This is a genomic window from Nakamurella deserti, assembly GCF_003260015.1.
In the GTDB taxonomy this organism is placed as follows: Bacteria; Actinomycetota; Actinomycetes; order Mycobacteriales; family Nakamurellaceae; genus Nakamurella; species Nakamurella deserti.
In genome coordinates this window covers 1174977-1197129 of sequence record NZ_QCXS01000002.1, presented here as the reverse complement: position 1 = coordinate 1197129, position 22153 = coordinate 1174977, and the positions used below count along the sequence as shown (strand labels likewise).

Genomic DNA, 22153 nt, shown 5'->3' with positions numbered 1-22153 from the left:
GCGCCGTCCTCAACGTACCGCGCACCGGGGGCCTTGCGGCAAGGCCCCGTGCATCGCGCAGAATCGCCGATCGACGTCGTCATCGACGAGAACACGGGGGCCGGTATGCAGGAACCGACGGACGGGACCCACAGCGCGGTCGACGCCCGCGAGGGCGCCGGGGACAGCGTGTTCGATCTTCCGGACCGGCTGCGGCACAAGGCTGATCCGGCGTTGATCGCCACCGACGAGCGCTTCTTCGCCGACCTCGCGGCGGGCCAAGCGCGGGCCGTCGCCGAACTCACCGGCCGGCTGGTCGTCGAGCGGCGGGCCACCGACGACAGCGGCAACAACGAGGCGGTCGAGCGGGACATGCGGATCCACCGGCTGACCGGTCGGCTGCGCACCGCCCGGCGTTTCGGGCTCGACATCTGCCTCGGTCACCAGCTGCGGGCGGACGGCTCCGCCCCGGTCTGGATCGGCCGTCGGGGGCTCACCGACGACGACGGGCGGCAGCTGCTCGTCGACTGGCGCTCCCCTGCCGCCGAGCCGTTCTTCGGTGCCACCCACGGCGACCCGATGGGGCTCACCCGCCGTCGCCGCTACCGCTGGAACCGCGGGCGCATCAACGACTACTGGGACGAGGTGTTCCGTCCGGAAGACCTCGACGACGCCACCGAGCGGGCCGCTCTGGACGATCAGTCGGCCTTCATCGCGAGCCTCGGTGCCGGTCGGTCGGCCCGGATGCGGGACGTGCTGGGCACCATCCAGGCCGACCAGGACGCCGTGATCCGGGCCGCCTCCCCGGGGGCGCTGGTCGTCGACGGTGGGCCCGGCACCGGCAAGACGGTCGTCGCGCTGCATCGCGCCGCGTTCCTGCTGTACGCCGACCCCCGGTTGCGGGCCGACCGCGGCGGCGTACTGGTGGTAGGGCCCAGCCGGCCCTACCTCGCCTACGTCGCGGACGTGCTGCCGAGCCTCGGCGAGGAGGGGGTCCGCACCACGACGTTGCGCGACCTCGTCCCCGAAGGTGCCGCGGCGGGCGTCGAGACCGACCCCGAGGTGGCCCGGCTCAAGGCGTCCACGGCGCTGGTGGACGCCGTCGAACCCGCCGTCCGCTTCCACGAGGAACCGCCCACGACCCCTCTCAGGGTGGACACACCCTGGGCGGAGCTGGTGCTGACCGCCGCCGACTGGGCCCGGGCCTTCGACGCGGTGGAGCCCGGTACCCCGCACAACGAGGCACGGGAGCAGATCTGGACGGAGGTGCTCGACCTGCTGGTCGCCACCTACCGCGGAACGGTGGCCACCGACACCCTGCGGGCGGCGCTGGCCCGCCACGTCGGCCTGCGCCGCGCCGTGACGGCGGCGTGGCCGCTGGTGGCGGCGGCGGATCTGGTGTCGGACCTGTGGTCGGTACCGGCCTACCTGCGCCGGTGCGCACCCGGGCTGGACCGCGAACAGGTACGGCGGCTGCAACGCAGCGAGCCGAAAGCCTGGACGGTGTCGGACCTCCCGTTGCTGGATGCGGCGATGCGGCGACTCGGCGACCCGCTCGCCGCGCGTCGCCGGCGCGAACGGGACGCGGCCGTGACCGCCGAACGGGCCTACCGGTCCACCGTCATCGACGACCTCATCCGGGGCGAGGACCATGACGACGGCGAAGGGGTCATGCGGATGCTGCGGGGCGAGGACCTGACCGCGGCGCTGTCCGACGTCGAGGGACCCGGGGACACCCCCGCCGACCTGCTGGCCGGGCCGTTCGCGCACATCGTCGTCGACGAGGCCCAGGAACTGACCGACGCCGAGTGGCGGATGCTGCTGGCCCGTTGCCCGTCGCGGAGCTTCACCGTCGTCGGCGACCGCGCGCAGGCGCGCCACGGCTTCACGGAGTCCTGGCGGGAACGCCTGGGCCGGCTCGGCGTCGACCGCATCGAGGTCGCCACGCTGACGGTCAACTACCGCACGCCGGAAGAGGTGATGGCGGTGGCCGAACCGGAGATCCGGGCCGTGCTGCCCGACGCCAACGTGCCCGTGTCCATCCGCCGGTCGGGTGTGCCCGTCCGCCGCGGCTCGACCGCGGAACTCGCCGCCGTGCTCGACGGCTGGCTCGCCGACCACGAGGACGGGATCGCCTGTGTGATCGGCGATCCGGGCTTCCCCGAGCGCCCGCGCGTCCGGTCGCTCACCCCGGAGCAGGCGAAGGGCCTGGAGTTCGACCTCGTCGTGCTGGTCGAGCCGGCCGCGTTCGGATCCGGGATCGAGGGTGCGGTGGACCGCTACGTCGCGATGACCAGGGCGACCCGGCAGCTCACCGTGCTGACCGCCCCGTGACCTCACCGCGATGCCGGTCCGGCGATCCGCCGCCCCTGCGCGGCGATGCCCCGACGTGGGACGATCCCCCTCGTGAGCAGCTCCCCCGCGGCCCCGCACCTGCGCGAACTCACCCTGCTGCGCCGCGTCCGGGACCGGATGGACCGGGACTACGCCCAGCCGCTGGACGTCGACGCCCTGGCCCGCGGCGTCCACCTCTCGGCCGGACACCTCAGCCGGGCGTTCCGGGCGGCCTACGGCGAATCGCCCTACTCCTACCTGATGACCCGGCGCATCGAACGGGCCATGGCTCTGCTGCGGCGGGGCGACCTGAGTGTCACCGAGGTGTGTTTCGCCGTCGGCTGTGCCTCGCTGGGCACCTTCAGCACCCGCTTCACCGAGCTCGTCGGGATGCCGCCCAGCGTCTATCGGCGGGAGGCGGCCCGCGGTGGGGCCGAACTGCCCTCATGTGTCACGAAACAGGTCACCCGACCGGTCAGGATTCGAGAAGCGGTGGCGCCGGCCCCGGATCTAGGTTCGACGCCATGACGATCACCATCCACTCCAGCTTCCTGCCCCACGACGACGCCGACGCCGCGCTGGCCTTCTACCGGGACACGCTCGGCTTCGAGCTACGCCTGGACGTCGGCTACGACGGGATGCGCTGGCTCACCGTCGGACCGCCCGAGCAGCCGGACGTGTCCATCGTCCTCACCCCGCCTGCGGTGGACCCCGGCATCACCGACGCCGAGCGCAACACCGTGATCGAGATGATGGCCAAGGGCACCTACGCCGGGATCCTGCTGGCCACGCACGATCTCGCGGCGGCGTTCGAGCGGCTGCAGGCCGCCGACGCCGACATCGTGCAGGAACCCGTCGACCAGCCGTACGGGATCCGGGACTGCGCTGTCCGCGATCCCGCGGGCAACCTCATCCGGATCCAGCAGCTGCGCTGAACCGGGCCGCCGGTCAGCCGGCGCCGGGTTCGCGGAAGTCCGGGGTGTCCGCATCCGTGCCGCCGGACCCGGCGAGCAGCCCGGTGACCCGGTCCTCGCGGGCCGCGGCGGCCATCTCCGGATCGTCCTCGACGGACTCGACCGGGGTGCCCCCCGACCCGCGCAGCGCCGCCAGGGCGGCATCGTCCCCGTCCTGCGGTGGCGGCGCTGAGTCCTCGCCGGGTGCGCCGGCGTCGCTGCCGGTCGCGAGACCGGCCGATGCGGTCCCGGTGGTGGCGTCGTCGTCACCGCGGTGTTCGTCCGTCATGTCGTTCCTCCGTCGTTCGCCGGGGTGGCGGTCGTTGGTGGCCCGCACCACCCGGTGTGCGGTCCGCCGACCTCCGTCGTCGTCTGTGGTGCCCGTCCCGGCCGGCCTCCACACCGGGGGCGCCGCGACTCCACCCGGCCGGGCGCGACGCCCGGAGGCGGATCACCGGTCGCGGCGCCGGGGACCGCGACGTGCACTCATGACGCGGCTGCTGCCGGGCGCGGTCCTGGCCGGGGTGACCGTGCGCGGCGGTCGTGGCCGCGGCCCGCCGGGCGCCCGGCCGACCGCCGCTGACGACCGGTCCCGCGGCCGTCGTCAGGTCGCCGGCAGGACCGCAGCGGTCGGATCCGCCACGGAAGGGGCGGCCACCCGGTGTTCGGTCTCGCCCCAGGCGGTACAGATCCACCCGTCGGTCGGTGTGCCGGTCAGCCGCACCACGGCGGTGTTGGTCAGCGGATGCGCGGCACCGTAGCGCGGCTCGAGGTTGGCCGAGCGCAGCGACGCCCAGGTGCGGATGATCGCACCGTGCGACACCACCACGTGGGCCGCGTCGCGCAGGTGGGGCCGGGCGGTGACCTCCGCGGCCAGGCCGGCCAGGGCGCGGTCGTACCGGTCGAGGCAGTCCCGCCCGCTCTCCCCGTCCCGTCCCGTCCCGGGGTACGCGCATCGAGGTCGCCGTCCATCCACGCGTTGATCGTCGTGAGCCACCCCTCGACGGCGGTCCGCTCGCCCGACATCTCCCAGTCCCCGGCCGCGACCTCCTTCAGCCCGTCACGCACCCGCACCGTGACCCCACGCGCCGTCGCCAGCGGCGCCGCCGTCTGCTGGGTGCGCACCGCCTCCGACGCGGACACCGAGCCGATGGTGTCCCCGGCGAACAGCTCGACCAGCGCGGCCGCCTGACGGCGGCCCAGGTCGGTCAACGAAGCCCCCGGGAGAGCGGTGTCGAGCAACCCCCCGACGTTGGAGGAGGTCTGGCCATGGCGGACGAGAATGAGCTTCACGCTGCCATCCTGCCGGGTGGCAGTGCCCGTTCCCCGACCGGGACCGCGGGGTATCTCCGGGATGTCACCCGGCATCGCGCCGTCGGCGCCGCCGGGTCGGCGTGGAACCCACGCGCGACGGAGCCGAGAGGACCTGACCATGAACGGACACCGCACCTCCGGCCACGGGACGGGCCGTCAGGCCCGCCTGGGCCTCGTCCTGGCCACGGCGGTGCTGGCCGTGGCCTGTACCGGGCCCATCCCCGACGCCGGTCCGGCGACGTCGTCGGCGGTCACGGGGGCGGTCGACCCGTCCGGAACCGCACCGTCCGGGACCGACCCGACCGGGGCCGCACCGTCCGGGACGGCACCGTCCGGGACCGACCCGACCGGGGCCGCACCGTCCGGGACGGCACCGTCCGGAACCGGGACCACCGGCGCGGGGGGACCCGACACCGGAGAACCCGGACCGGGCGCCACGACCCCGACCTCCCAGTCGGATCCCTCCTCGCCCGGCGACAGCGCAGCGGGTCTGGAGGACGTGCCGGAGGTGGCTCGCCGCGGGCAGCCGTCGGTGGTCACCGTCCTGGTGTCCGGCGGTACCGGGAGCGGCGTCGTCTACTCCGAGGACGGTCTCATCCTCACCAACGAACACGTCGTCCGTGGCGACACCGCGGTCCGGATCCAATTCGCCGACGGACGTCTCGTGGACGGCGCCGTCACCGCGACCGACCCGGTCACCGACCTGGCGCTGGTGCGTGCCGAACGCACCGGCCTGGTCCCCGCCACCTTCGCCGAGAAGCTTCCGGAGGTCGGCAGCCTCGCAGTGGTCATCGGCAGTCCCCTGGGGTTCCAGAACACGGTGACGGCCGGCATCGTGTCCGGCCTGCACCGCGAGATCCCCGGCAGCGCGTCGCAGGGCCAGTCGCTCGTCGACCTCATCCAGACCGACGCCCCCATCAGTCCGGGTAACTCCGGCGGCGCCGTCCTCAACGGCGACGCCGAGGTCATCGGCATCAGTGAGGCCTACATCCCGCCCCAGCAGGGCGCCGTCGCCCTCGGGTTCGCCATCCCGGCGGCCACCGCGGTCGACATCGCCGAACAACTCGCCACCTCCGGACGCGCCACCCACGCGTTCGCGGGGCTCGTGCCCGCCCGCATCACCCCGGACCTCGCCGCCCGGTTCGACCTCCCCGGAACCGACGGCGTCATCGTCGCCGAGGTCGCCACCGACGGACCGGCCGCCGTCGCCGGGCTGCAGCCCGGCGACGTGATCACCGCGGTCGACGGTGTGCCGGTGCCCACACCCGAGGACTTCCTGGCCGAACTCCGCCCGCACCGGCCCGGAGACGTGTTGTTGCTCACCGTGTTCCGGCCCGGAGCGACCGAACGGACGGTGTCCCTCGCCGTTACCGACCGGCCGGCCGCCGGGTGAGGTCGCCGTCCCGGAGCGCCCGGGAAACAAGTGAGGTTAGGCTAACCACGATCTCCGGACGTCGGAGTTCGCGGCACACGCCGGACCCGGCGTGAGCCGGTGCGCGGCCCCGTCACGGCGCCGCGCGCCCCGCACCGACAGAAGGGACCACGGCGAAGACGGCCGCTCAGACACCGACCGCGGCGGTGGCCGCTGCGGGGCAGCGCCGCCGGGGCGGACAGCACGCCCTCGTCGTGCAACGCATCGAACGGCTGGCGCCCCACCTGATCCGGGTGCACCTCGGTGGGCCGGGTTTCGCCACCTTCATGGCCGCCGCCCACCCGGACCGTCTCGCCGCCACGGACACCTACGTGAAGATCCTGTTCGCCCGGCCGGGCTCGGGTCTCACGCCGCCCTACGACCTCGCAGCGCTGCGCGAGGTCCTCGAGCCCGAGGACCTGCCCGTCCAGCGCACCTACACGATCCGTGCCGCGGATCCGGAGCGGGAGACGCTGACGGTGGACTTCGTCGTGCACGGCACCGACGGTGTGGCCGGCCCCTGGGCCGTCGCCGCCCGTCCGGGGGACGTGGTGTCGATCTCCGACCCGGGTGGCCAGTACGCGCCGTCCGACGACCCCGCGGTCGAGCACCTGTTCGCCGGTGACGCGACGGCGCTCCCGGCCATCGCCGCGGCTCTGGAGTCGCTGACCCCCGACGCCACCGGGCACGTCTTCGTGGAGGTGCACGACGCGCATGACGAGATCGCCCTTCCCGCCCCGGCCGGTGTCGCCGTGCGCTGGCTGCACCAGACCTCGGTCGCCGGAACGGGTCTCGCGCCCGGCGAGCTGCTGACCGCCGTCGTCTGCGGACTCCCCCGCCCGGCGGGCCCGGTCCAGGTCTTCGCCCACGGCGAGCGTGCGGCGATGAAGGCGATCGGCCGGTTCCTCACCGGGGTCTGGGGACTGGACCGGCGGGAGCTGTCGCTGTCGGCCTACTGGGCGCTGGGCCGTGCCGAGGACCGGTTCCAGGCCGAGAAGCGCGAGCCGGTCGGTCAGATCCTCGACTGAGGCGCGACGCACCGGTCCCGGAGTGCCGTCACCGGCGTACCGGACGTGGCGTACCGGAGGGACGTCCGGGGCGGCGCCCGGCTGTCCCCGGAACGCCGCTGACCGTGACACCCGTTGCCCGTCAGCGTGTTCCGTGTCACGGAGGTCGTCGGTGAACCTGGGGTTGTCCCCTCACCGGACCGATAGATAGGTTAGCCTTACCAAACTCGACAGCCGTGGTGCGGTGGTTCCCGCCGCGCCGTCCGGCGCTCCGCCCGTCGACCGTCGACGGAGCGACGAAAGGACACCATGCCGCGCATCTCGCGACTGGTCGCACTCTCCGCGGCCGCCCTCCTCACCGCCGCCGTCTCCGGCTGTTCGTCCGCGACGGACACCGGGGCGGGTCAGACCCCGTCCGCGTCCACCTCCGCCGCAGCACCCTCCGCCGGCGCCACCTCGACCGCAGCCACCTCCGGTACCGCGGCGTCCGGCACCGCGGCGACGGTGGATCCCGCCGCCCCGTGGACGCCGGTCACCATCCAGCACGCCCTGGGCACGACGACGATCGAGGAGCGGCCCGAGCGGGTGGCCACCGTCAACTGGGCCAACCACGAGGTTCCGCTGGCGCTGGGCGTCGTCCCGGTCGGAATGGCCGCGGCGAACTTCGGCGACGACAACGCCGACGGTGTCCTGCCCTGGGTCGAGGCGAAGCTCGACGAACTCGGCGCCGAGACCCCGGTGCTGTTCGACGAGACCGACGGCATCGACTTCGAGGCCGTGGCCGACACCGATCCGGACGTCATCCTGGCCGCCTACTCCGGTCTGACCCAGGAGGACTACGACACCCTCAGCGAGATCGCTCCGGTGGTCGCCTACCCCGAGACCGCCTGGGGCACTTCGTGGCGCGAGATGATCCAGTTCAACAGCCAGGCCATGGGCATGGCGGCCGAGGGCACCGCACTGATCGGCGAGCTCGAGCAGGAGATCGCCACGGCCGCGGCGAAGTACCCGCAGCTCGAGGGCGTCGCCACCGCGTTCCTCACCCACGTCGACACCGCCGACCTCAGCGAGGTCAGCTTCTACACCACCCACGACACCCGGGTGGCGTTCTTCGCCGACCTCGGCCTCGCCACGCCGGCCAGCATCGCGACGGCGTCCGCGTCCACCGACACGTTCTCGCTGTCCCGGAGCGCCGAGCAGGCCGACGCCTTCGACGACGTCCAGGTCATCGTGACCTACGGCGGCGACGAGCTGCTCACCGCGCTCAAGGGCGACGCGCTGCTGTCGCAGATGCCCGCCGTGGCCGCCGGTGCGGTCGTGAACCTGCCGGGCACCAGCCCGCTGGGCACGGCGGCCAACCCGACGCCGCTGTCGATCTCCTACGTCCTCGACGACTACCTGGCGCTGCTGGCCGCGGCGGCCGACAAGGTGCGGTGACCGGTGCACCCGCGACGACGACGGACCGCACGGTGACAGGTCCGACACGGTGACGACCGCCGGGCCACGGAACGGCGTCGCCGCCGGGCGGCGCCGTTCCGGCGCACGCGGCGCCGGGGTGGCCGGCGTCCTGGTGGTGCTGGCCGCGCTGCTCGTCGCCTCGGTGGCGATCGGGTCCCGCGACGTCGGCTGGTCGGACGTGATGGCCGCCGTCGGCGGGTCGGCCGACGGCTTCGACGCCGCCGCGGTCAGCAAGCGCATCCCCCGGACGCTGCTGGCCGTGGTGGCCGGCGCCGCCCTGGGGGTGGCCGGCGCAGTGATGCAGGGCGTCACCCGCAACCCGCTGGCCGACCCCGGCATCCTGGGCGTGACCATGGGAGCGTCGCTGGCCGTGGTCACCGGCCTCGCCTGGTTCGGTCTCACCGCCGCCGTCTCCCAGATCTGGGTGGCCATCCTCGGTGCGGCCGTGAGCGCGGTGTTCGTCTACACCGTCGGGTCGCTGGGCCGCGGCGGGGCCACCCCGTTGAAGCTGGCGCTGGCCGGGGTCGCCACGTCGGCGGCGCTGACGTCCTTCGTCACCGCGGTGCTGCTGGTCCGCGGCGACATCTCCGACACCATCCGCTCCTGGCAGATCGGTGGCGTCGGTGGCGGTAGCTTCGAGTCCGTCCGCCAGGTCGCCCCCTTCCTCGCCGCCGGGTTCGCCCTGTGTCTGCTGTCGGCCCGGGCGTTGAACTCGCTGGCGCTCGGGGACGAGCTCGCCGCCGGCCTCGGCGAGCGGGTGGTCGTCGTCCGGTGGGTGGCCTTCGTCGGGTCGGTGGTGCTGTGCGGGGCCGCCACCGCCGCGACGGGTCCCATCGCCTTCGTCGGGCTGCTGGTGGCGCACGGCTGCCGGCTGATCGTCGGGGTGGACCACCGCTGGCTGCTGCCGTTCTCGGCCCTGGTCGGGGCCGCCCTGCTCACCGCCGCCGACATCCTCGGACGTGTGGTGGCGCGGCCCGCGGAGGTCGACGCCGGCATCGTCACCGCGCTCGTGGGCGCCCCGCTGTTCATCGCCATCGTCCGCCGGCAGAAGGTGACGTCGCCGTGACCGCCCTCGCCACGCCGCCCGGCGCCGCCCCCGGACCGACGGCCGTCGCGGTCGCCCGCGGTCGCCGCCGGCGCTCCGCCCGGCGCCGGACCGTGATCGGCGTGCTCGGGGTGCTCATCGCCGCCGGTGTCGCGGTCAGCCTCATGGTGGGCCAGACGTTCTACCCGCCGGGGACGGTCCTGCGGGTCGTCCTCGGTGAGGACGTTCCGGGAGCGTCGTTCTCGGTCGGCCGGCTCCGGCTGCCCCGGGTGGTCCTCGCGGTCGTCGTCGGACTCTGCTTCGGGTTGGCCGGCGTCACCTTCCAGACCATGCTGCGCAACCCGCTGGCCAGTCCGGACATCATCGGGATCAGCTCCGGCGCGAGCGCGGCGGCGGCGTTCGCCATCGTCGTGCTGTCGCTGGGCGCCGCCCGGGTGTCGGTCTTCGCGATCGTCGCCGGGTTGGGCGTCGCGCTGCTGGTGTATCTGCTGTCCTACCGCAGCGGGGTGGTCGGCACCCGGCTGATCCTGATCGGCATCGGCGTCGCGGCGATGCTGGACAGCATGACGGCCTACGTGCTCTCCCGGGCCGGCCAGTGGGACCTGCAGGAGGCGATGCGCTGGCTGACCGGCAGCCTCAACGGAGCATCCTGGTCGGAGGTCGTCCCGGTGCTGATCGCCGTACTCGTGCTCGCACCGGTGCTGGCGCTGCAGTCGCGCAGCCTGTCGGTCACCCAGCTCGGGGACGACACGGCGGTCGCCCTCGGGGTGCGGGTGGACCGCATCCGCCTGGTGGTCATCGTCGCCGCCGTCGGATTGATCGCCTTCGCCACCGCGGCCGCCGGCCCGGTCGCCTTCGTGGCGTTCCTGTCCGGTCCGATCGCGGCCCGCATCGTCGGTGCGGGCGGCCCGATGCTGCTGCCGGCCGCCCTGGTCGGCGCCCTGCTGGTGCTCGTCGCCGACTTCTGCGGCCAGTTCGCCTTCGGTGCCCGGTACCCGGTGGGCGTCGTCACCGGCGTGCTGGGTGCGCCGTACCTGATCTATCTCCTCGTCCGGACCAACCGAGCAGGCGGCTCACTGTGACCTCAGACCACACCCTGGCCGTCGAAGGCCTCACCCTGGGGTACGGCCCGCACACCGTCATCGAGGGACTCGACCTGCTGGTGCCGCCGGGCCGGGTCACCGCCATCGTCGGGGCCAACGCCTGCGGCAAATCCACGCTCCTGCGGTCGATGTCGCGGCTGCTCGCACCGCGCGGCGGCCGGGTGGTGCTGGACGGGCGTGACGTCCACCGACTTCCCGCCAAGCAGCTCGCCCGCACGCTCGGGTTGCTGCCGCAGTCCCCCACCGCGCCGGAGGGCATCACGGTGGCCGACCTCGTCGGCCGGGGCCGCCACCCGCACCAGCGGATGTTCGCGCGGTGGAGTGCCGCCGACGACGCGGCCGTCGCCGCCGCCCTGGACGCCACCGCCACCGCCGGGCTGGCCGACCGTCCCGTCGACGAACTGTCCGGCGGGCAGCGGCAGCGGGTCTGGATCGCGATGGCCCTGGCGCAGCACACCGACCTGCTGCTGCTGGACGAACCGACCACGTTCCTCGACGTCAGCCACCAGATCGAGGTGCTGGACCTGCTGACCGACCTCAACCACGCCCGCGGCACGACGATCGTGATGGTGCTGCACGACCTGAACCTGGCGGCCCGCTACGCCGACCACCTGGTCGCGCTGGCCGGCGGGACGGTCCATGCGGCCGGCGAGCCCGCCGCGGTGCTCACCGAGGAGACGGTGCGGGCGGTCTTCGGGCTGTCCAACCAGGTCATCGTCGACCCGACGTCCGGGCGTCCGCTGATGCTGCCGATCGGCCGGCACCGGATGACCGGAGCACCGCTGCCCGCCCCGTTCTGAGCCCCCGCTCCGGACCGGGCACCGGACGATCCGGGCGCCTGCCGGCGGGGTCGCCGACCTCGTCGGGGTCCCGTCGGCAGGCTCGGCGCCGGCCGGTTCCTGCTGGACGGGCCCACCGACATCAGCCGGAACGCGACGGCCGGTACACCGGCGACCGGACGCCGGAGATATCGCCTTCGTACCTCCGGGCCTCCGTAGCCCGCGCCTTCGTAGCGCTGCACCTTCGCAGCTCCGGGCCCCTGTAGCTCCGGGCCCTTGTAGCGGCGGGCCTTCCCAGCTCCGGGCCTTCCGCCTCCGCGAATCCCGCTCTCGACTCGGTGTCCGCCGTGTCGGCGTCGATCGCCGGCGACGAGATGCGTGCGTCCGGGTGCGGCGACTATGTCCCCGGCGTCGGGGTACTTCCAAGGGCAACGCGGTCGGCGCCTCCCGGGACAGCCGTCCTGAATGAATATTCAGTGCCTGCGTCGATAGCCAAAACGGCATCCGTCTGCCTACGATCGACTCCCCGGGAACCCTCGACGACACGGGACACCCGCGGAGCTGACAGCTCGTCGACAGCCAGGAGACACCGTGGTCACCGCTTTGGACAAGTACGCCGACATGTTGCCCACCTGGGACTCGCCCGTGGTCATCGAGTCCCACATCAACGGGGTCCGTACGAAGGAGATGAACCCCAACACCCCGACCACCTACGAGGAGATCGCCGAGGACGCCATCCGGTGCTGGGAGGCGGGGGCCGGCGCGATCCACGCCCACAACACCAGCTTCGACCTGCTGGGTGAGAACGCGTTCAAGGACTACATGCGGACCTGGGACAAGGTCCTCGCCAAGCACCCCGACATCACCTGGTACCCCACCACGTGCAACAACCTGCGGCTGCTCCCCGACGAGAACGGCCTCGAGCACGTGATGTACCTCAACGACCACGCCAACGCGCGGATCGCCTGTGTGGACACCGGTCTCACGCTGTTCGCGACCGAGGTCGACGACGAGGGCTACCTGTCGGGGCCGGAATTCGGCTTCAACTACCAGCGGGTCGCCAGCCAGTGGAAGATGCTCCGCGAGCGCAACATCCCCATGGTGTACGGGGTGTACGAACCCGGTCACCTGCGGCACGCGATGCACTACGTCAACCGCGGGCTGTCCACGCCGGGCTCGATGTGGGACTTCTACCTGATCGGCGACTACGGCCTGACCGCGACCGAGCCGATCGGCACCAACGGCATGAAGCCCAGTCTGGAGAGTCTGTACTACTACCTGCACATGATCGAGGAGGCCCGGGTGCGCCACCCCTGGTACATCTCGATCTGGGGTCAGGGCGCGCTCGACGACACCACCATCCTCCGCCGGGCCATCGAGCTCGGCGGGCACATCAAGACCGGCCTGGAGCTGTTCTACGACCCGGCCCGCAACCCGACCAACCTCGAACTGCTGCAGCAGGCCCAGGAGATCGCCCGCGAGGTCGGCCGTCCCATCGCGACCCACGACGAGGCGCGCGCGCTGTACCAGCTGAGCTGAGAACTCCCCTCGCATCCGGTTCCCACAGAAAGGTCGACGATGACCGACTACCACGTCGAGCAGTTCGAGATCGCCATCCCACAGGCCGATCTCGATGACATGAACGAGCGGCTGCGCCGCACCCGCTTCCCTCAGGACTTCGCCAACGACGACTGGCGGTACGGCTACAACACCGCCTACCACAAGCAGATGGTCGACTACTGGCTCAACGAGTACGACTGGCGCGACGTCGAGCGCCGGATGAACGAGCTGCCGCACTTCAAGGTCGACCTGATGGGTGTCCCGCTGCACTTCATCCACGTCAAGGGCAAGCAGGTCGAGGGCGGGCCGGCTCCGATGCCGCTGCTCATCCACCACGGCTGGCCCTGGACGTTCTGGGACCTGCGCAAGGTGATCGGGCCGCTGACCGACCCGGCCGCCCACGGCGGTGACCCGAAGGACGTGTTCGACGTCGTGCTGATCTCGCTGCCCGGCTACGGCTTCTCCTCGCCGTTGACCGAGACCGGCTGGAACTGGTGGACGACGGCCGACCTCGAGAACACCCTGATGAAGGAGGTTCTCGGATACGAGAAGTACGCCGTCGCCGGTGGCGACTGGGGCGCGCTGGTCACCCAGCAGCACGGGCACAAGTACGAGGCCGACGTCTTCGGCATCTACACCCACTTCGCCGCCCAGATGAGCCATTACCTCTTCGAGCACCCCGACAAGCCGGCCGACGTCGAGTTCGACCCGGTGCTGGGGCTGCCGGCGGAGAGCGAGTACGGCGAGGGCGAGGAGGGCTGGTTCGAGCGCGGCAAACTCTTCGTCGAGAACGAGAGCGGCTACGGCGAGATGCAGCTGACCAAGCCGCAGACCCTGGCGTCGCTGTTCGCCGATTCGCCCGCGGGGCAACTGGCCTGGATCACCGAGAAGCGCTACTTCTGGGGGCTCGCCGAACGCGGCACCGGCACCGAGGCCTTCGAGAAGGTCTGGCCCAAAGAGGATCTCGTCACCACCGCGGCGGTCTACTTCCTGACCAACACCGGTGGCACGTCGTCGCGGTACTACTGGGAGTGCCGCAACAACCCGTGGTCGCCCTCGCACGACCGCTTCCCGGTGGTCGGGGCCCCCACCGCCGTCGCCATCTACCCCGGGGAGATCTACAAGCCGCCGCGGAAGTGGACCGAGCGCTACTTCAACCTGCAGCAGTACCGCGTGCACGACGAGGGCGGCCACTTCGCGCCGCTGGAGGTCCCCGACACCTACGTCACCGACGTCCGGGACTTCTTCCGCACCTTCCGGTGACCTCGGGTGCACCCACGGTGACCTGACCGGGTCCGCGGCCGACGTCGCCGGCCCCTGACCGCACGCCGGCGCGCCGGACGGGGAGTCCCCGTCCGGCGCGCCGTTCGTCGTCCTGGCCAGGGTGCCGGGCGGCCTGCGGATCAGGTCGCGATTCCGGTCTTGACGCGACCGCCGATGTGATCCACACTAAACACATCATGATGCAGTGAGTGAATAACTATTCATCACCGCCGTCTCGCCCCTCTGGGCACAACCCCGGCATTGGACAAAGGAGTCACGATGTTCCGCACCAGAAGTCTCCGCCAGCGCGTCGCCGCCGCCGTGGCGGTCGCTGTGTTGGCCACCACCGCGGCCTGCTCCACCACTGCCGCCGGCGGCGGGGGCACCAGCCAGGCCCCCATCGCCAACGACGATCTCGTTCTCGTGGCGTCGGTCATCAACACGACCAACCCCTACATGGCCTCGATGATCGAGGGCGCCCAGGCGCTGGGCAAGAAGCTCGGCGTCGAGGTCCAGATCGTGGACTCGGCCGGCAGCAGCCAGACCGAGATCTCCAAGATCCAGGCCATCCTCGCCCAGGGCAAGAAGGTCGCCCTCATGGTCAACACGGTCGCCAGCTCCGACGCCCCGACCATCGTGAACGCCGTCAAGGCCGCCGGCGGCTACGTCGTCGTCTGGTGGAACAAGCCGGACAACCTCAGCCCGGCCGACGTCGGGAACAACTTCGTCGCCTTCCAGAAGTACTCCGGCGTCGAGAGCGGCAAGTGCAACGCCAAGGCGCTGGGCGAGAGCCTCGGCGGCAAGGGCAACGTCATCGGCCTGGCCGGTGTCGAGGACTCCACCACCTCGCAGACCCGCGTCGCCGGGTTCAAGGAGGGCCTGAAGGAGTTCCCGGACATCAAGCTCCTCGAGGTCCAGTCGGCGAACTGGGACCCGCAGCAGGGCCTCTCGGTGACCCAGAGCCTGCTGACGAAGTACCCGGACCAGGTCGACGGCATCTGGGCCGCCGACGACGCGATGATCATCGGCGCCACCAACGCGGCCAAGAACGCCGGCCTCTACAACGACATCAAGTTCGTCTCCGACGGCCTGTACCCGCCGGTGGTCGACATGATGAAGGAGCCGAACTCCCCCGTGGTGGGCGAGACCTTCCACCGTGGCTTCATGGCCGCCTCGATCGGTTTGTACACCGCCTACCTGGCGGCCACCGGCAAGATCGACCCCTCGACGCTGCCTCCGGAGAAGCGCGACAGCCTGTTCAAGCTGGCCTGCGTGACCCCGTCCAACTTCGAGGAGTACACGAAGTGGGACAGCGACGTCGCCGGCTGGGTCGACACCCTCGTCGCCAAGGGTGACCCGTGGAGCGTCGACCCGACGCCGCTGGTCGGCCAGGGCCCGGAGAAGCTGCCGTCCTGACGCGTTGACGGGCGGCGCGGCCACCGGGCCGCGCCGCCCACCGGCCCGGTGGTGCCGACCCCGTACCGCCGTCGTGTGCCACCGCCTCATCACCCTCCACGATCGGAGAAAGTTCAATGGCGAACCAGATCACCCAGGACCGACCTGGGCAGAGCCTGCCCACGGGCCGGCCGTCCCCGGCGAAGCACCGCCGGTTCGAGCTGCGGAGTCTGGGCGAGCTGGGCGCCCTGGTCGTCCTGATCGTCGTCTTCGCGCTGATCAACCCGAGCACGTTCCTCAGCATCGGCAACATCCGCACGATCCTCGACCAGGCCGCGACCCCCCTGATCGTCGGGGTGGGAGCCACCCTGGTGGTGCTGATGGGCGCCATCGACCTGTCGGTCGAGGGTCTGATGGGTGCCGCCGGCATGGCCTTCATCCTCACCACCGCGAACAGCCGCGGGTCCGCCGACCTCGGCGCCGGCGCCTTCGTGGTCGGCATCGCCGTCGGCGCGGTGCTCGGGATGATCGCCGGCCTGATCCACACCAAGCTCAAGGTGCCGTCGTTCATCGTGACGCTCGGCTTCTGGTTCGTCGGTCTGGGCGTGGGCACGGTGCTCTTCGGTACCGAGACCATCCCGCAGCTGCCCGACAACAGCATCAAGGCGTGGGCCAACACGAACTTCATCGGCCTGCCGCACTCGTTCTGGCTGGCCGTCGTCGTCGTGGCCGTCGGGTGGGTCATCTCCCGCTACACCAAGCTCGGTCGCTCCGCCTACGCCATCGGCGACAACGAGGACGTCGCCCGCAGCAACGGCATCGCGGTCAACCGCATCAAGTTGTACATCTTCGCCCTCGCCGGCGCCTGCACCGGTATCGCCGGCATCCTCGCCACCATGCGGCTGGGTCTCGGTAGCCCGGGCGTCGGCGGTGGCGTCCTGTTCGTGACCGTGGCCGCCGTCGTCATCGGCGGCACCTCCCTCGGCGGCGGCAAGGGCGGCGTGCTGCGCACGATGCTCGGCGTGCTGATGCTCACCGTGCTGACCAACGGGCTGATCCTGTCCGGAGTGGACTCCAGCGTGCAGTCCGGCGTGTCCGGTGCCGTCCTGATCGTGGCCATCATCGTCGCGGCCTGGCCGCAGCGGAATCGACTGAGGATCATGAAATGACCAAGGCCAACAGCGTGTCCAGCACCCGCGACGCCGCCCCGGCGAACGCCCCGGCGCTCCGGCTCACCGGCATCACCAAGTCGTTCGGCCCGGTCACCGCGGTCAAGAACGTGTCGTTCGAGATCCCGCGCAACCAGGTCATCGGGCTGATCGGTGAGAACGGCGCCGGCAAGTCCACCCTGCTCAAGATCCTGTCCGGCCTGCACGAGCCCGATTCCGGAACCATGGAGGTGCACGGCCGGCAGGTGCGGTTCCGCCGCCCGCAGGACGCCGCGGCGGCCGGCTTCGGGGTGGTGCATCAGGAGCAGTCGCTGCTGACCAACCTGTCCGTGGCCGAGAACATCGCGATGAACGCCCTGTCGTCGTCGGACAACGCCACCCGCTTCGGCTGGTACCGCTGGGGTCAGCTGAACCGGGAGGCGACCCAGGTGCTGGCCAAGGTCGGCGCCGACATCGACCCGCGCTCCATCGTCGGCGACCTGTCGTTCGTGGACCGCCAGATGGTGGAGATCGCCCGGGCCCTGCGGGTGGACGAGATCGCCCACACCTCGCCCCTGGTCATCCTCGACGAGCCCACCGCCGTGCTCGAGCGCAACGAGACCGCCATCCTCGAGCGCGAGATCGCCGCCCTGAAGGAGATCGGTTCGGTCATCTTCGTCTCCCACCGCCTCGACGAGATCCGGCGCATCTGCGACCGCATCATCGTCATGCGCCACGGCGAGATTGTCGCCGACCGGCCCACCGGCGACGTCACCGAGGACGACCTGTTCAAGCTGATGATCGGCCACGCGGCCAAGGCCAGGAAGCACTCGGACGCCAACCGGCCCGGCGGCTCCGAGACGCTCCTCGAAGTGTCGAACCTGACCCGCAAGGGCGAGTACAAGGACGTCAGTTTCTCCCTGCGCGCCGCCCACTGCGTCGCCATGGTCGGCACTCTCGGATCCGGACGGGAGTCGCTGGTGCGAGCCGTCTTCGGCGCCGAGCCGTTCGACTCGGGCGAGGTCCGCTACCGGGGGCAGACGCTCCGGTCGTGGTCGACGGCCAAGGCCACCCGCGCCGGCATGGCCTACGTCCCGGCGGAACGCAAGGTCGAGGGCATGGTCGGCGGCTTCAACTCCGCGGAGAACCTCACCCTCGCCCGCACCGGCAAGGGCTCGAAGTTCCTGCTGAACCGCCGCTCGCAGGCCACCCTCGCGCGCGAGTGGTTCGACCGGCTCGACGTGCGGCCCAACGACATCAAGCTGCACCTGGGCCGATTCTCCGGCGGCAACCAGCAGAAGGTCGTCATGGCCAAGTGGCTGCAGTCGGAGTCCCTGCAACTGCTGATCCTGGACCACCCGCTGCGCGGCCTGGACCCGGGGGCGGCCGAGACCGTGAACGAGCAGATCCGCGCCGCCCGGGACAACGGCGCCGCGGTCATCCTGCTCGCCGACACGCTCGAGGAAGCCCTCGAGATGGGCGACGACGTGCTGGTCCTGCGGGACGGCGAGGTCACCGCCCGCTTCGACCTGACCAAGGACACCCCGACGACCCTCGACCTGCTCGAGAAGATGGTGTGAGATGACCCAGCCCCCCGCAGTCACCAGTCCGCACGTCCCCACCGGCAGCACGAAGACCGCGGCTCCCCCGTCGGGCGAGCGGCAGCGGCGCTGGCGCCTGATCGACCTGTGGGCCTCCGCCGGACCGCTGGCCGTCTTCATCGTCCTGCTGGCTCTTGTCGCCATCCTGCGACCGGCCTTCCTGGGCGGAAACGGCCTGGCGATCGTGGCGACCCAGGCCACGGCGATCCTGCTCGTCGCCCTCGGGCAGGGACTCGTCCTGCACGTCGGTTCGATCGACCTGTCCAACGCGGCCATCGCCCTGCTGTCGGCCATCGTGCTGGCGAAGACGCTCGGTCCGATGGGCGCCGCGGGCATCGTCGTGGTCATCGTCCTCGGCGTGCTCATCGGCGCCGTCAACGGCTTCCTGGTGGCGTTCTTCCAGGTCCCGAGCTTCGCGCTCACCCTGGGCACCCTCGGCATCCTGCAGGCCGCCTCGCTGATCATCAGCGACAAGACCACCGTCTACGCCGACGACACCAGCCTGCTGACGCCGCTCTTCGGCTCGGCCATCGGCACGCTGGTGACGGCGTTCTGGGTCGGGGTGATCCTGGCGGTGGTGATGTGGGCGGTGCTCCGCTTCACCGTCCTCGGGCAGAGCCTCACCGCGGTGGGCCTCAACGAGACCGGTGCGCTGTTCTCCGGTATCCGCACCCGGGCGCTGAAGGTCGTGGCGTTCGCGCTGTCCGGCCTGTTCGCCTCGGTCGCCGGCATCATGATCATCGCCCAGGCCGGTTCGGCGTCGTCCACCGGACTCGGCAGTGACCTGCTGCTCCCCGGCATCACCGCCGCCATCGTCGGCGGCACCGCCATCACCGGCGGGATCACCAACCCGGTGAACATCGTCTTCGGGGCGTTGACCGTCACGCTCATCCCGATCGGGGCCGCCGCTCTCGGGATGCCCTCGGAGGCACAGAGCCTCGTCTACGGTCTCGTCATCATCATCGCCGTCGCCCTGACCATCAGCCGCAAGCGCGTCGGCGTGGTCAAGTAGGTTCGCGCTCCGACACACCGACATCCACCGCACATCTCATCGAGGAGAACACTCATGCCCGTCCTGGAATCGCTGCAGCCGCAGGAGGTACTGCGGTTCTTCGAGATCCTGTCCGACATCCCCCGCGGTTCGGAGAACGAGAAGCAGGCCGCCGATTGGGTGGTGAACTTCGCCCGGGAGCGCGGGCTGGAAGCCTTCCAGGACGAGAAGCACTGCGTCGTCGTCCGCAAGCCCGGTCAGGGCGGGCTGGAGAACGCGCCCGCGCTGATCCTGCACGGCCACCTGGACATGGTGTGCGCGAAGAACGAGGGCGTCGAGATCGACTTCCTCACCGAGCCGATCAAGCTCGTCGTCGACGGCGACTTCATCAAGGCCGACGGCACCTCGCTGGGGGCGGACAACGGCATCGGTTGCTCCTACATCCTGGCCCTGCTGGATTCGAAGGACCTCCCCCACCCGCCGCTGGAGGCCGTCATGACGGCCATGGAGGAGAAGGGCAAGGTCGGTGCCGGCCAGTTCGACACGTCGGTGCTCACCGGCACCCGGATGATCGACTTCAACTGGATCACCGACAACGAGATCCTCGCCGGCTGCAGCGGCGACATCACTTTCCTGGTCGACGTTCCCGGCGAGTACGAGGCCGTTCCGGCGGAGCTGTCGGCGACCCGGTCGCTGGCGGTCCGGGGGCTGCTCGGTGGCCACTGCGAGTTCGACATCCACCTGGAGCGCGCCAACGCGATCCTGGTCCTGGCCCGGGCGCTGAACACCGTGCTGGCCTCGTACGACATCCGCGTCAGCGGTCTGTACGGGGGCACCCAGAACAGCGCCATCCCGGCCGACGCCGAGGCCGTGCTGTCGCTGCGCCCCGAGGACGTCGACGCCGTCGAGGCACTGCTCGCCGACCTGGCCGCCACCCTGCACGGCGAGTACGAGCGGGCCGGCGACAACATCCGGCTCGAGGTCGCCGAGGCCGAGGCACCGGGGCGTGCGTTCAGCGCCGACGCGACCGCCCGGTTCGCCCGGCTGACCGCGCTGATCCCGAACGGGGTGCTCAGCTGGAGCCTGCTCACCCCCGGTGTCGTCGAGAGCTCCAACAACGTGGGCACACTGCGTCCGACCGACGACGGCGTCCGTCTGGCGTCCACGATCACCGCCCAGGTCACCTCCCGCAAACACGAGATCCTCGACCGGGCGCGGGCACTGGCCGCACTCGCGGGCGGCGGCGTGACCGTCGAGCAGTACGGTCTCGACGCCCCGGAGTTCCCCTACCAGGAGAACTCTGTGCTGCTCAAGACCGCCGCCGACGCCTACCGTGACGTCATCGGGGCCGAGCCCGACATCCACGTGTCGCAGTGCAGCCTGGAGCTGGGCATGTTCAGCCGCAAGATCCCCGGCCTGGAGATCATCTCGATCGGCACGGAGTTGCACGCCCTGCACTCGCCGCTGGAGTCGGTCAACCACACCTCGGTGGCCAAGGTGTGGCCCCTGGTCCGCGAGGTCGTGAGCCGGCTGAGCTGACCCGCCCGACGAGCCGGCTGAGCGTCCCCGGACACGACGATGCCCCACATCCCGCCCTGGATGTGGGGCATCGTCGCGTCGGGGACGCCGGCCGGCCCTGACGGGCGGCACGGCCCGCGATGCGGCCGAACGGGCGACGCGTCAGTTCCCCCGGTGCGCCAGCAGCCACTGGGCGGTCGTGGAGTCCGTGACCAGGACGTTGATCCAGCCCCCGCACAACGCGGCGCGCACCGCCCGGTACTTCGACGGTCCCCCGCCCACGCCGAGCCGTCGCTCGGCCCGCCGCAGCTGTTCCAGGGTGGCCCCGACCACCAGTTCGTCCAGCTCCGACCGGATCGGCTCACCGTTCTCGGCGATGTAGCGCAGGTTGACCTCCGCCACCGCCCCCCGCTTCTTCACCGACGCGACCTGCGCGTCGGTGAAGAAGTTGTCGCCCGCGCGCAGCGGCGCCACGATGTCGCCCGACCCGAAACCGGTGATGGCCAGGTCCATCTCGTCCAGCGTGGCCAGCGCCTGCCGGGCGTGGCTGTCGTGGGCCAGCAGCGTCTCCCGCACCTCGCGGTTGGGGACCACACCCGGGATGCGCAGGAACCGGGGTTCGGCACCGGTCAGCGACGCGAGCTGCTGGGTGTTCTGGGCGGCCAGGTGCTGCAGGACCGGCGGCCCGAGATCACCCAGCATCTCGACGACGTGCCGGGTGCCGGAGTTGCGCAGCGGGCGCAGGTGACGGACGGTCTCCTGCAGCGTGCGGCTCCAGGACGTGAACCCGATGACCTCGGCGTCCAGCGGCGCACTCTGCAGCTGCAGAGCCAGCAGCTGACCCAGTTCGCGCACCAGCTGGGCCTCGTCGAGCACCTCTCCGATGTCGTACACGTGGGCACTGCGCAGGTCGTAGGCCGACTCGAGCTCGCGCTCCAGGACCGACTGTTCGTCGGTGGGCAGGACCACGGTGGTGCGCACGATCTCGAGGTCGACCGCCTGCTCCAACAGCCGCGACACCCGCGACTGGGAGATGTTCAGCCGCTCCGCGATCGCGTTCTGGCGCAGTCCGCGGGTGTGGTACAGCCAGGCGACGGTGGCGATCATCCGTCGGGCACTCGCCGGTGGCGCAGCTTTGACCATCGTGATTCCTCTCTCCGAAATCAGCGCACGCGGACCCGCCACCCTGACGGGTAGATATTCACTCGTTGACAGCATATCCAGGCCCTGCCTAAGCTTAGCACGTAGAAATGCTACTGCGAGATATTTATTCGCACAAGAGTCGACGATGACG

The 22153-nt window shown here is 71.3% G+C and carries 18 protein-coding genes and 1 pseudogene; 16 read left to right on the top strand and 3 right to left on the bottom strand.

Annotated elements, in window-relative coordinates; all coding sequences use genetic code 11:
- The first annotated feature begins 105 nt into the window (after positions 1 to 105).
- From helR to DB033_RS05585, 3 genes are read left to right on the top strand one after another with little or no spacing between them, the layout of a single operon-like run.
- Entirely contained in the window at positions 106 to 2313 is a 2208-nt protein-coding gene (gene helR / locus DB033_RS05595) for an RNA polymerase recycling motor ATPase HelR (RefSeq protein ID WP_111767270.1), read from the top strand.
- Between the two features lie 45 nt (positions 2314 to 2358).
- A complete protein-coding gene (locus DB033_RS05590; protein WP_111765814.1) occupies positions 2359 to 2841 on the top strand; it encodes a helix-turn-helix transcriptional regulator in 483 nt (160 codons plus the stop codon).
- Positions 2838 to 3248, top strand: coding sequence for a VOC family protein (locus tag DB033_RS05585; RefSeq protein WP_111765813.1), 411 nt, complete (start codon positions 2838 to 2840; stop codon positions 3246 to 3248). Before DB033_RS05590 ends, DB033_RS05585 begins: the two co-directional genes overlap by 4 nt.
- Before the next feature lie 13 nt (positions 3249 to 3261).
- On the opposite strand, the gene DB033_RS05580 is transcribed toward DB033_RS05585, so the two are convergent.
- Entirely contained in the window at positions 3262 to 3555 is a 294-nt protein-coding gene (locus DB033_RS05580; RefSeq protein WP_111765812.1) for a hypothetical protein, read from the bottom strand.
- 315 nt (positions 3556 to 3870) lie between these two features.
- Positions 3871 to 4634: pseudogene (locus DB033_RS21730) on the bottom strand (histidine phosphatase family protein).
- 64 nt (positions 4635 to 4698) lie between these two features.
- Here DB033_RS21730 and DB033_RS05570 point away from each other — a divergent pair.
- The 13 genes from DB033_RS05570 to pepD all read left to right on the top strand — a co-directional run bounded on the left by DB033_RS05570 (position 4699) and on the right by pepD (position 20880).
- Positions 4699 to 5973 carry a S1C family serine protease gene (locus DB033_RS05570; protein ID WP_111765811.1) on the top strand — a complete coding sequence of 425 codons (1275 nt, stop codon included), beginning with the start codon at positions 4699 to 4701 and terminating at the stop codon, positions 5971 to 5973.
- Between the two features lie 185 nt (positions 5974 to 6158).
- On the top strand, positions 6159 to 7019 hold the full coding sequence (locus DB033_RS05565; protein WP_111765810.1) for a siderophore-interacting protein: 861 nt from the start codon (positions 6159 to 6161) through the stop codon (positions 7017 to 7019).
- A gap of 288 nt (positions 7020 to 7307) precedes the next feature.
- Positions 7308 to 8435 carry an iron-siderophore ABC transporter substrate-binding protein gene (locus DB033_RS05560; RefSeq protein WP_111765809.1) on the top strand — a complete coding sequence of 376 codons (1128 nt, stop codon included), beginning with the start codon at positions 7308 to 7310 and terminating at the stop codon, positions 8433 to 8435.
- Between the two features lie 49 nt (positions 8436 to 8484).
- Positions 8485 to 9522, top strand: a complete 1038-nt coding sequence (locus tag DB033_RS05555; RefSeq protein WP_111765808.1) for a FecCD family ABC transporter permease — start codon at positions 8485 to 8487, stop codon at positions 9520 to 9522.
- Positions 9519 to 10583 (top strand): FecCD family ABC transporter permease, encoded by a 1065-nt coding sequence (locus DB033_RS05550; protein WP_111765807.1) that lies wholly within the window; start codon positions 9519 to 9521, stop codon positions 10581 to 10583. The genes DB033_RS05555 and DB033_RS05550 overlap by 4 nt, the downstream gene beginning before the upstream one ends.
- Positions 10580 to 11404: an ABC transporter ATP-binding protein gene (locus DB033_RS05545; RefSeq protein WP_111765806.1), complete on the top strand. Its 825-nt coding sequence runs from the start codon at positions 10580 to 10582 to the stop codon at positions 11402 to 11404. The genes DB033_RS05550 and DB033_RS05545 overlap by 4 nt, the downstream gene beginning before the upstream one ends.
- Positions 11405 to 11974: 570 nt before the next feature.
- The gene (locus DB033_RS05540) at positions 11975 to 12922 is read left to right on the top strand and encodes a beta-keto acid cleavage family enzyme (RefSeq protein ID WP_111765805.1); all 948 of its coding nucleotides are present in this window, start codon (positions 11975 to 11977) and stop codon (positions 12920 to 12922) included.
- 39 nt (positions 12923 to 12961) lie between these two features.
- Positions 12962 to 14206 (top strand): epoxide hydrolase family protein, encoded by a 1245-nt coding sequence (locus DB033_RS05535; protein ID WP_111765804.1) that lies wholly within the window; start codon positions 12962 to 12964, stop codon positions 14204 to 14206.
- Between the two features lie 279 nt (positions 14207 to 14485).
- The gene (locus tag DB033_RS05530) at positions 14486 to 15622 is read left to right on the top strand and encodes a sugar ABC transporter substrate-binding protein (RefSeq protein WP_111765803.1); all 1137 of its coding nucleotides are present in this window, start codon (positions 14486 to 14488) and stop codon (positions 15620 to 15622) included.
- Positions 15623 to 15738: 116 nt separating this feature from the next.
- Positions 15739 to 16770 carry an ABC transporter permease gene (locus DB033_RS05525; protein ID WP_111765802.1) on the top strand — a complete coding sequence of 344 codons (1032 nt, stop codon included), beginning with the start codon at positions 15739 to 15741 and terminating at the stop codon, positions 16768 to 16770.
- A complete protein-coding gene (locus tag DB033_RS05520) occupies positions 16767 to 18329 on the top strand; it encodes a sugar ABC transporter ATP-binding protein (RefSeq protein ID WP_111765801.1) in 1563 nt (520 codons plus the stop codon). Before DB033_RS05525 ends, DB033_RS05520 begins: the two co-directional genes overlap by 4 nt.
- Before the next feature lies 1 nt (position 18330).
- Entirely contained in the window at positions 18331 to 19362 is a 1032-nt protein-coding gene (locus tag DB033_RS05515) for an ABC transporter permease (protein ID WP_111765800.1), read from the top strand.
- 54 nt (positions 19363 to 19416) lie between these two features.
- Positions 19417 to 20880: a beta-Ala-His dipeptidase gene (gene pepD / locus DB033_RS05510; RefSeq protein WP_111765799.1), complete on the top strand. Its 1464-nt coding sequence runs from the start codon at positions 19417 to 19419 to the stop codon at positions 20878 to 20880.
- Between the two features lie 141 nt (positions 20881 to 21021).
- Here the strand turns inward: pepD and DB033_RS05505 are convergent, their stop codons facing one another.
- Positions 21022 to 22002: a sugar-binding transcriptional regulator gene (locus DB033_RS05505; protein ID WP_157970519.1), complete on the bottom strand. Its 981-nt coding sequence runs from the start codon at positions 22000 to 22002 to the stop codon at positions 21022 to 21024.
- Between the last annotated feature and the right edge of the window lie 151 nt (positions 22003 to 22153).

Coding starts and splice junctions, on each gene's coding strand:
- DB033_RS05590 (WP_111765814.1), top strand. CDS start 2,359: ATGCCCCGACGTGGGACGATCCCCCTCGTGAGCAGCTCCCCCGCGGCC.
- DB033_RS05505 (WP_157970519.1), bottom strand. CDS start 22,002: ATGGTCAAAGCTGCGCCACCGGCGAGTGCCCGACGGATGATCGCCACC.
- DB033_RS05585 (WP_111765813.1), top strand. CDS start 2,838: ATGACGATCACCATCCACTCCAGCTTCCTGCCCCACGACGACGCCGAC.
- helR (WP_111767270.1), top strand. CDS start 106: ATGCAGGAACCGACGGACGGGACCCACAGCGCGGTCGACGCCCGCGAG.
- DB033_RS05580 (WP_111765812.1), bottom strand. CDS start 3,555: ATGACGGACGAACACCGCGGTGACGACGACGCCACCACCGGGACCGCA.
- DB033_RS05570 (WP_111765811.1), top strand. CDS start 4,699: ATGAACGGACACCGCACCTCCGGCCACGGGACGGGCCGTCAGGCCCGC.
- DB033_RS05535 (WP_111765804.1), top strand. CDS start 12,962: ATGACCGACTACCACGTCGAGCAGTTCGAGATCGCCATCCCACAGGCC.
- pepD (WP_111765799.1), top strand. CDS start 19,417: ATGCCCGTCCTGGAATCGCTGCAGCCGCAGGAGGTACTGCGGTTCTTC.
- DB033_RS05560 (WP_111765809.1), top strand. CDS start 7,308: ATGCCGCGCATCTCGCGACTGGTCGCACTCTCCGCGGCCGCCCTCCTC.
- DB033_RS05520 (WP_111765801.1), top strand. CDS start 16,767: ATGACCAAGGCCAACAGCGTGTCCAGCACCCGCGACGCCGCCCCGGCG.
- DB033_RS05525 (WP_111765802.1), top strand. CDS start 15,739: ATGGCGAACCAGATCACCCAGGACCGACCTGGGCAGAGCCTGCCCACG.
- DB033_RS05515 (WP_111765800.1), top strand. CDS start 18,331: ATGACCCAGCCCCCCGCAGTCACCAGTCCGCACGTCCCCACCGGCAGC.
- DB033_RS05530 (WP_111765803.1), top strand. CDS start 14,486: ATGTTCCGCACCAGAAGTCTCCGCCAGCGCGTCGCCGCCGCCGTGGCG.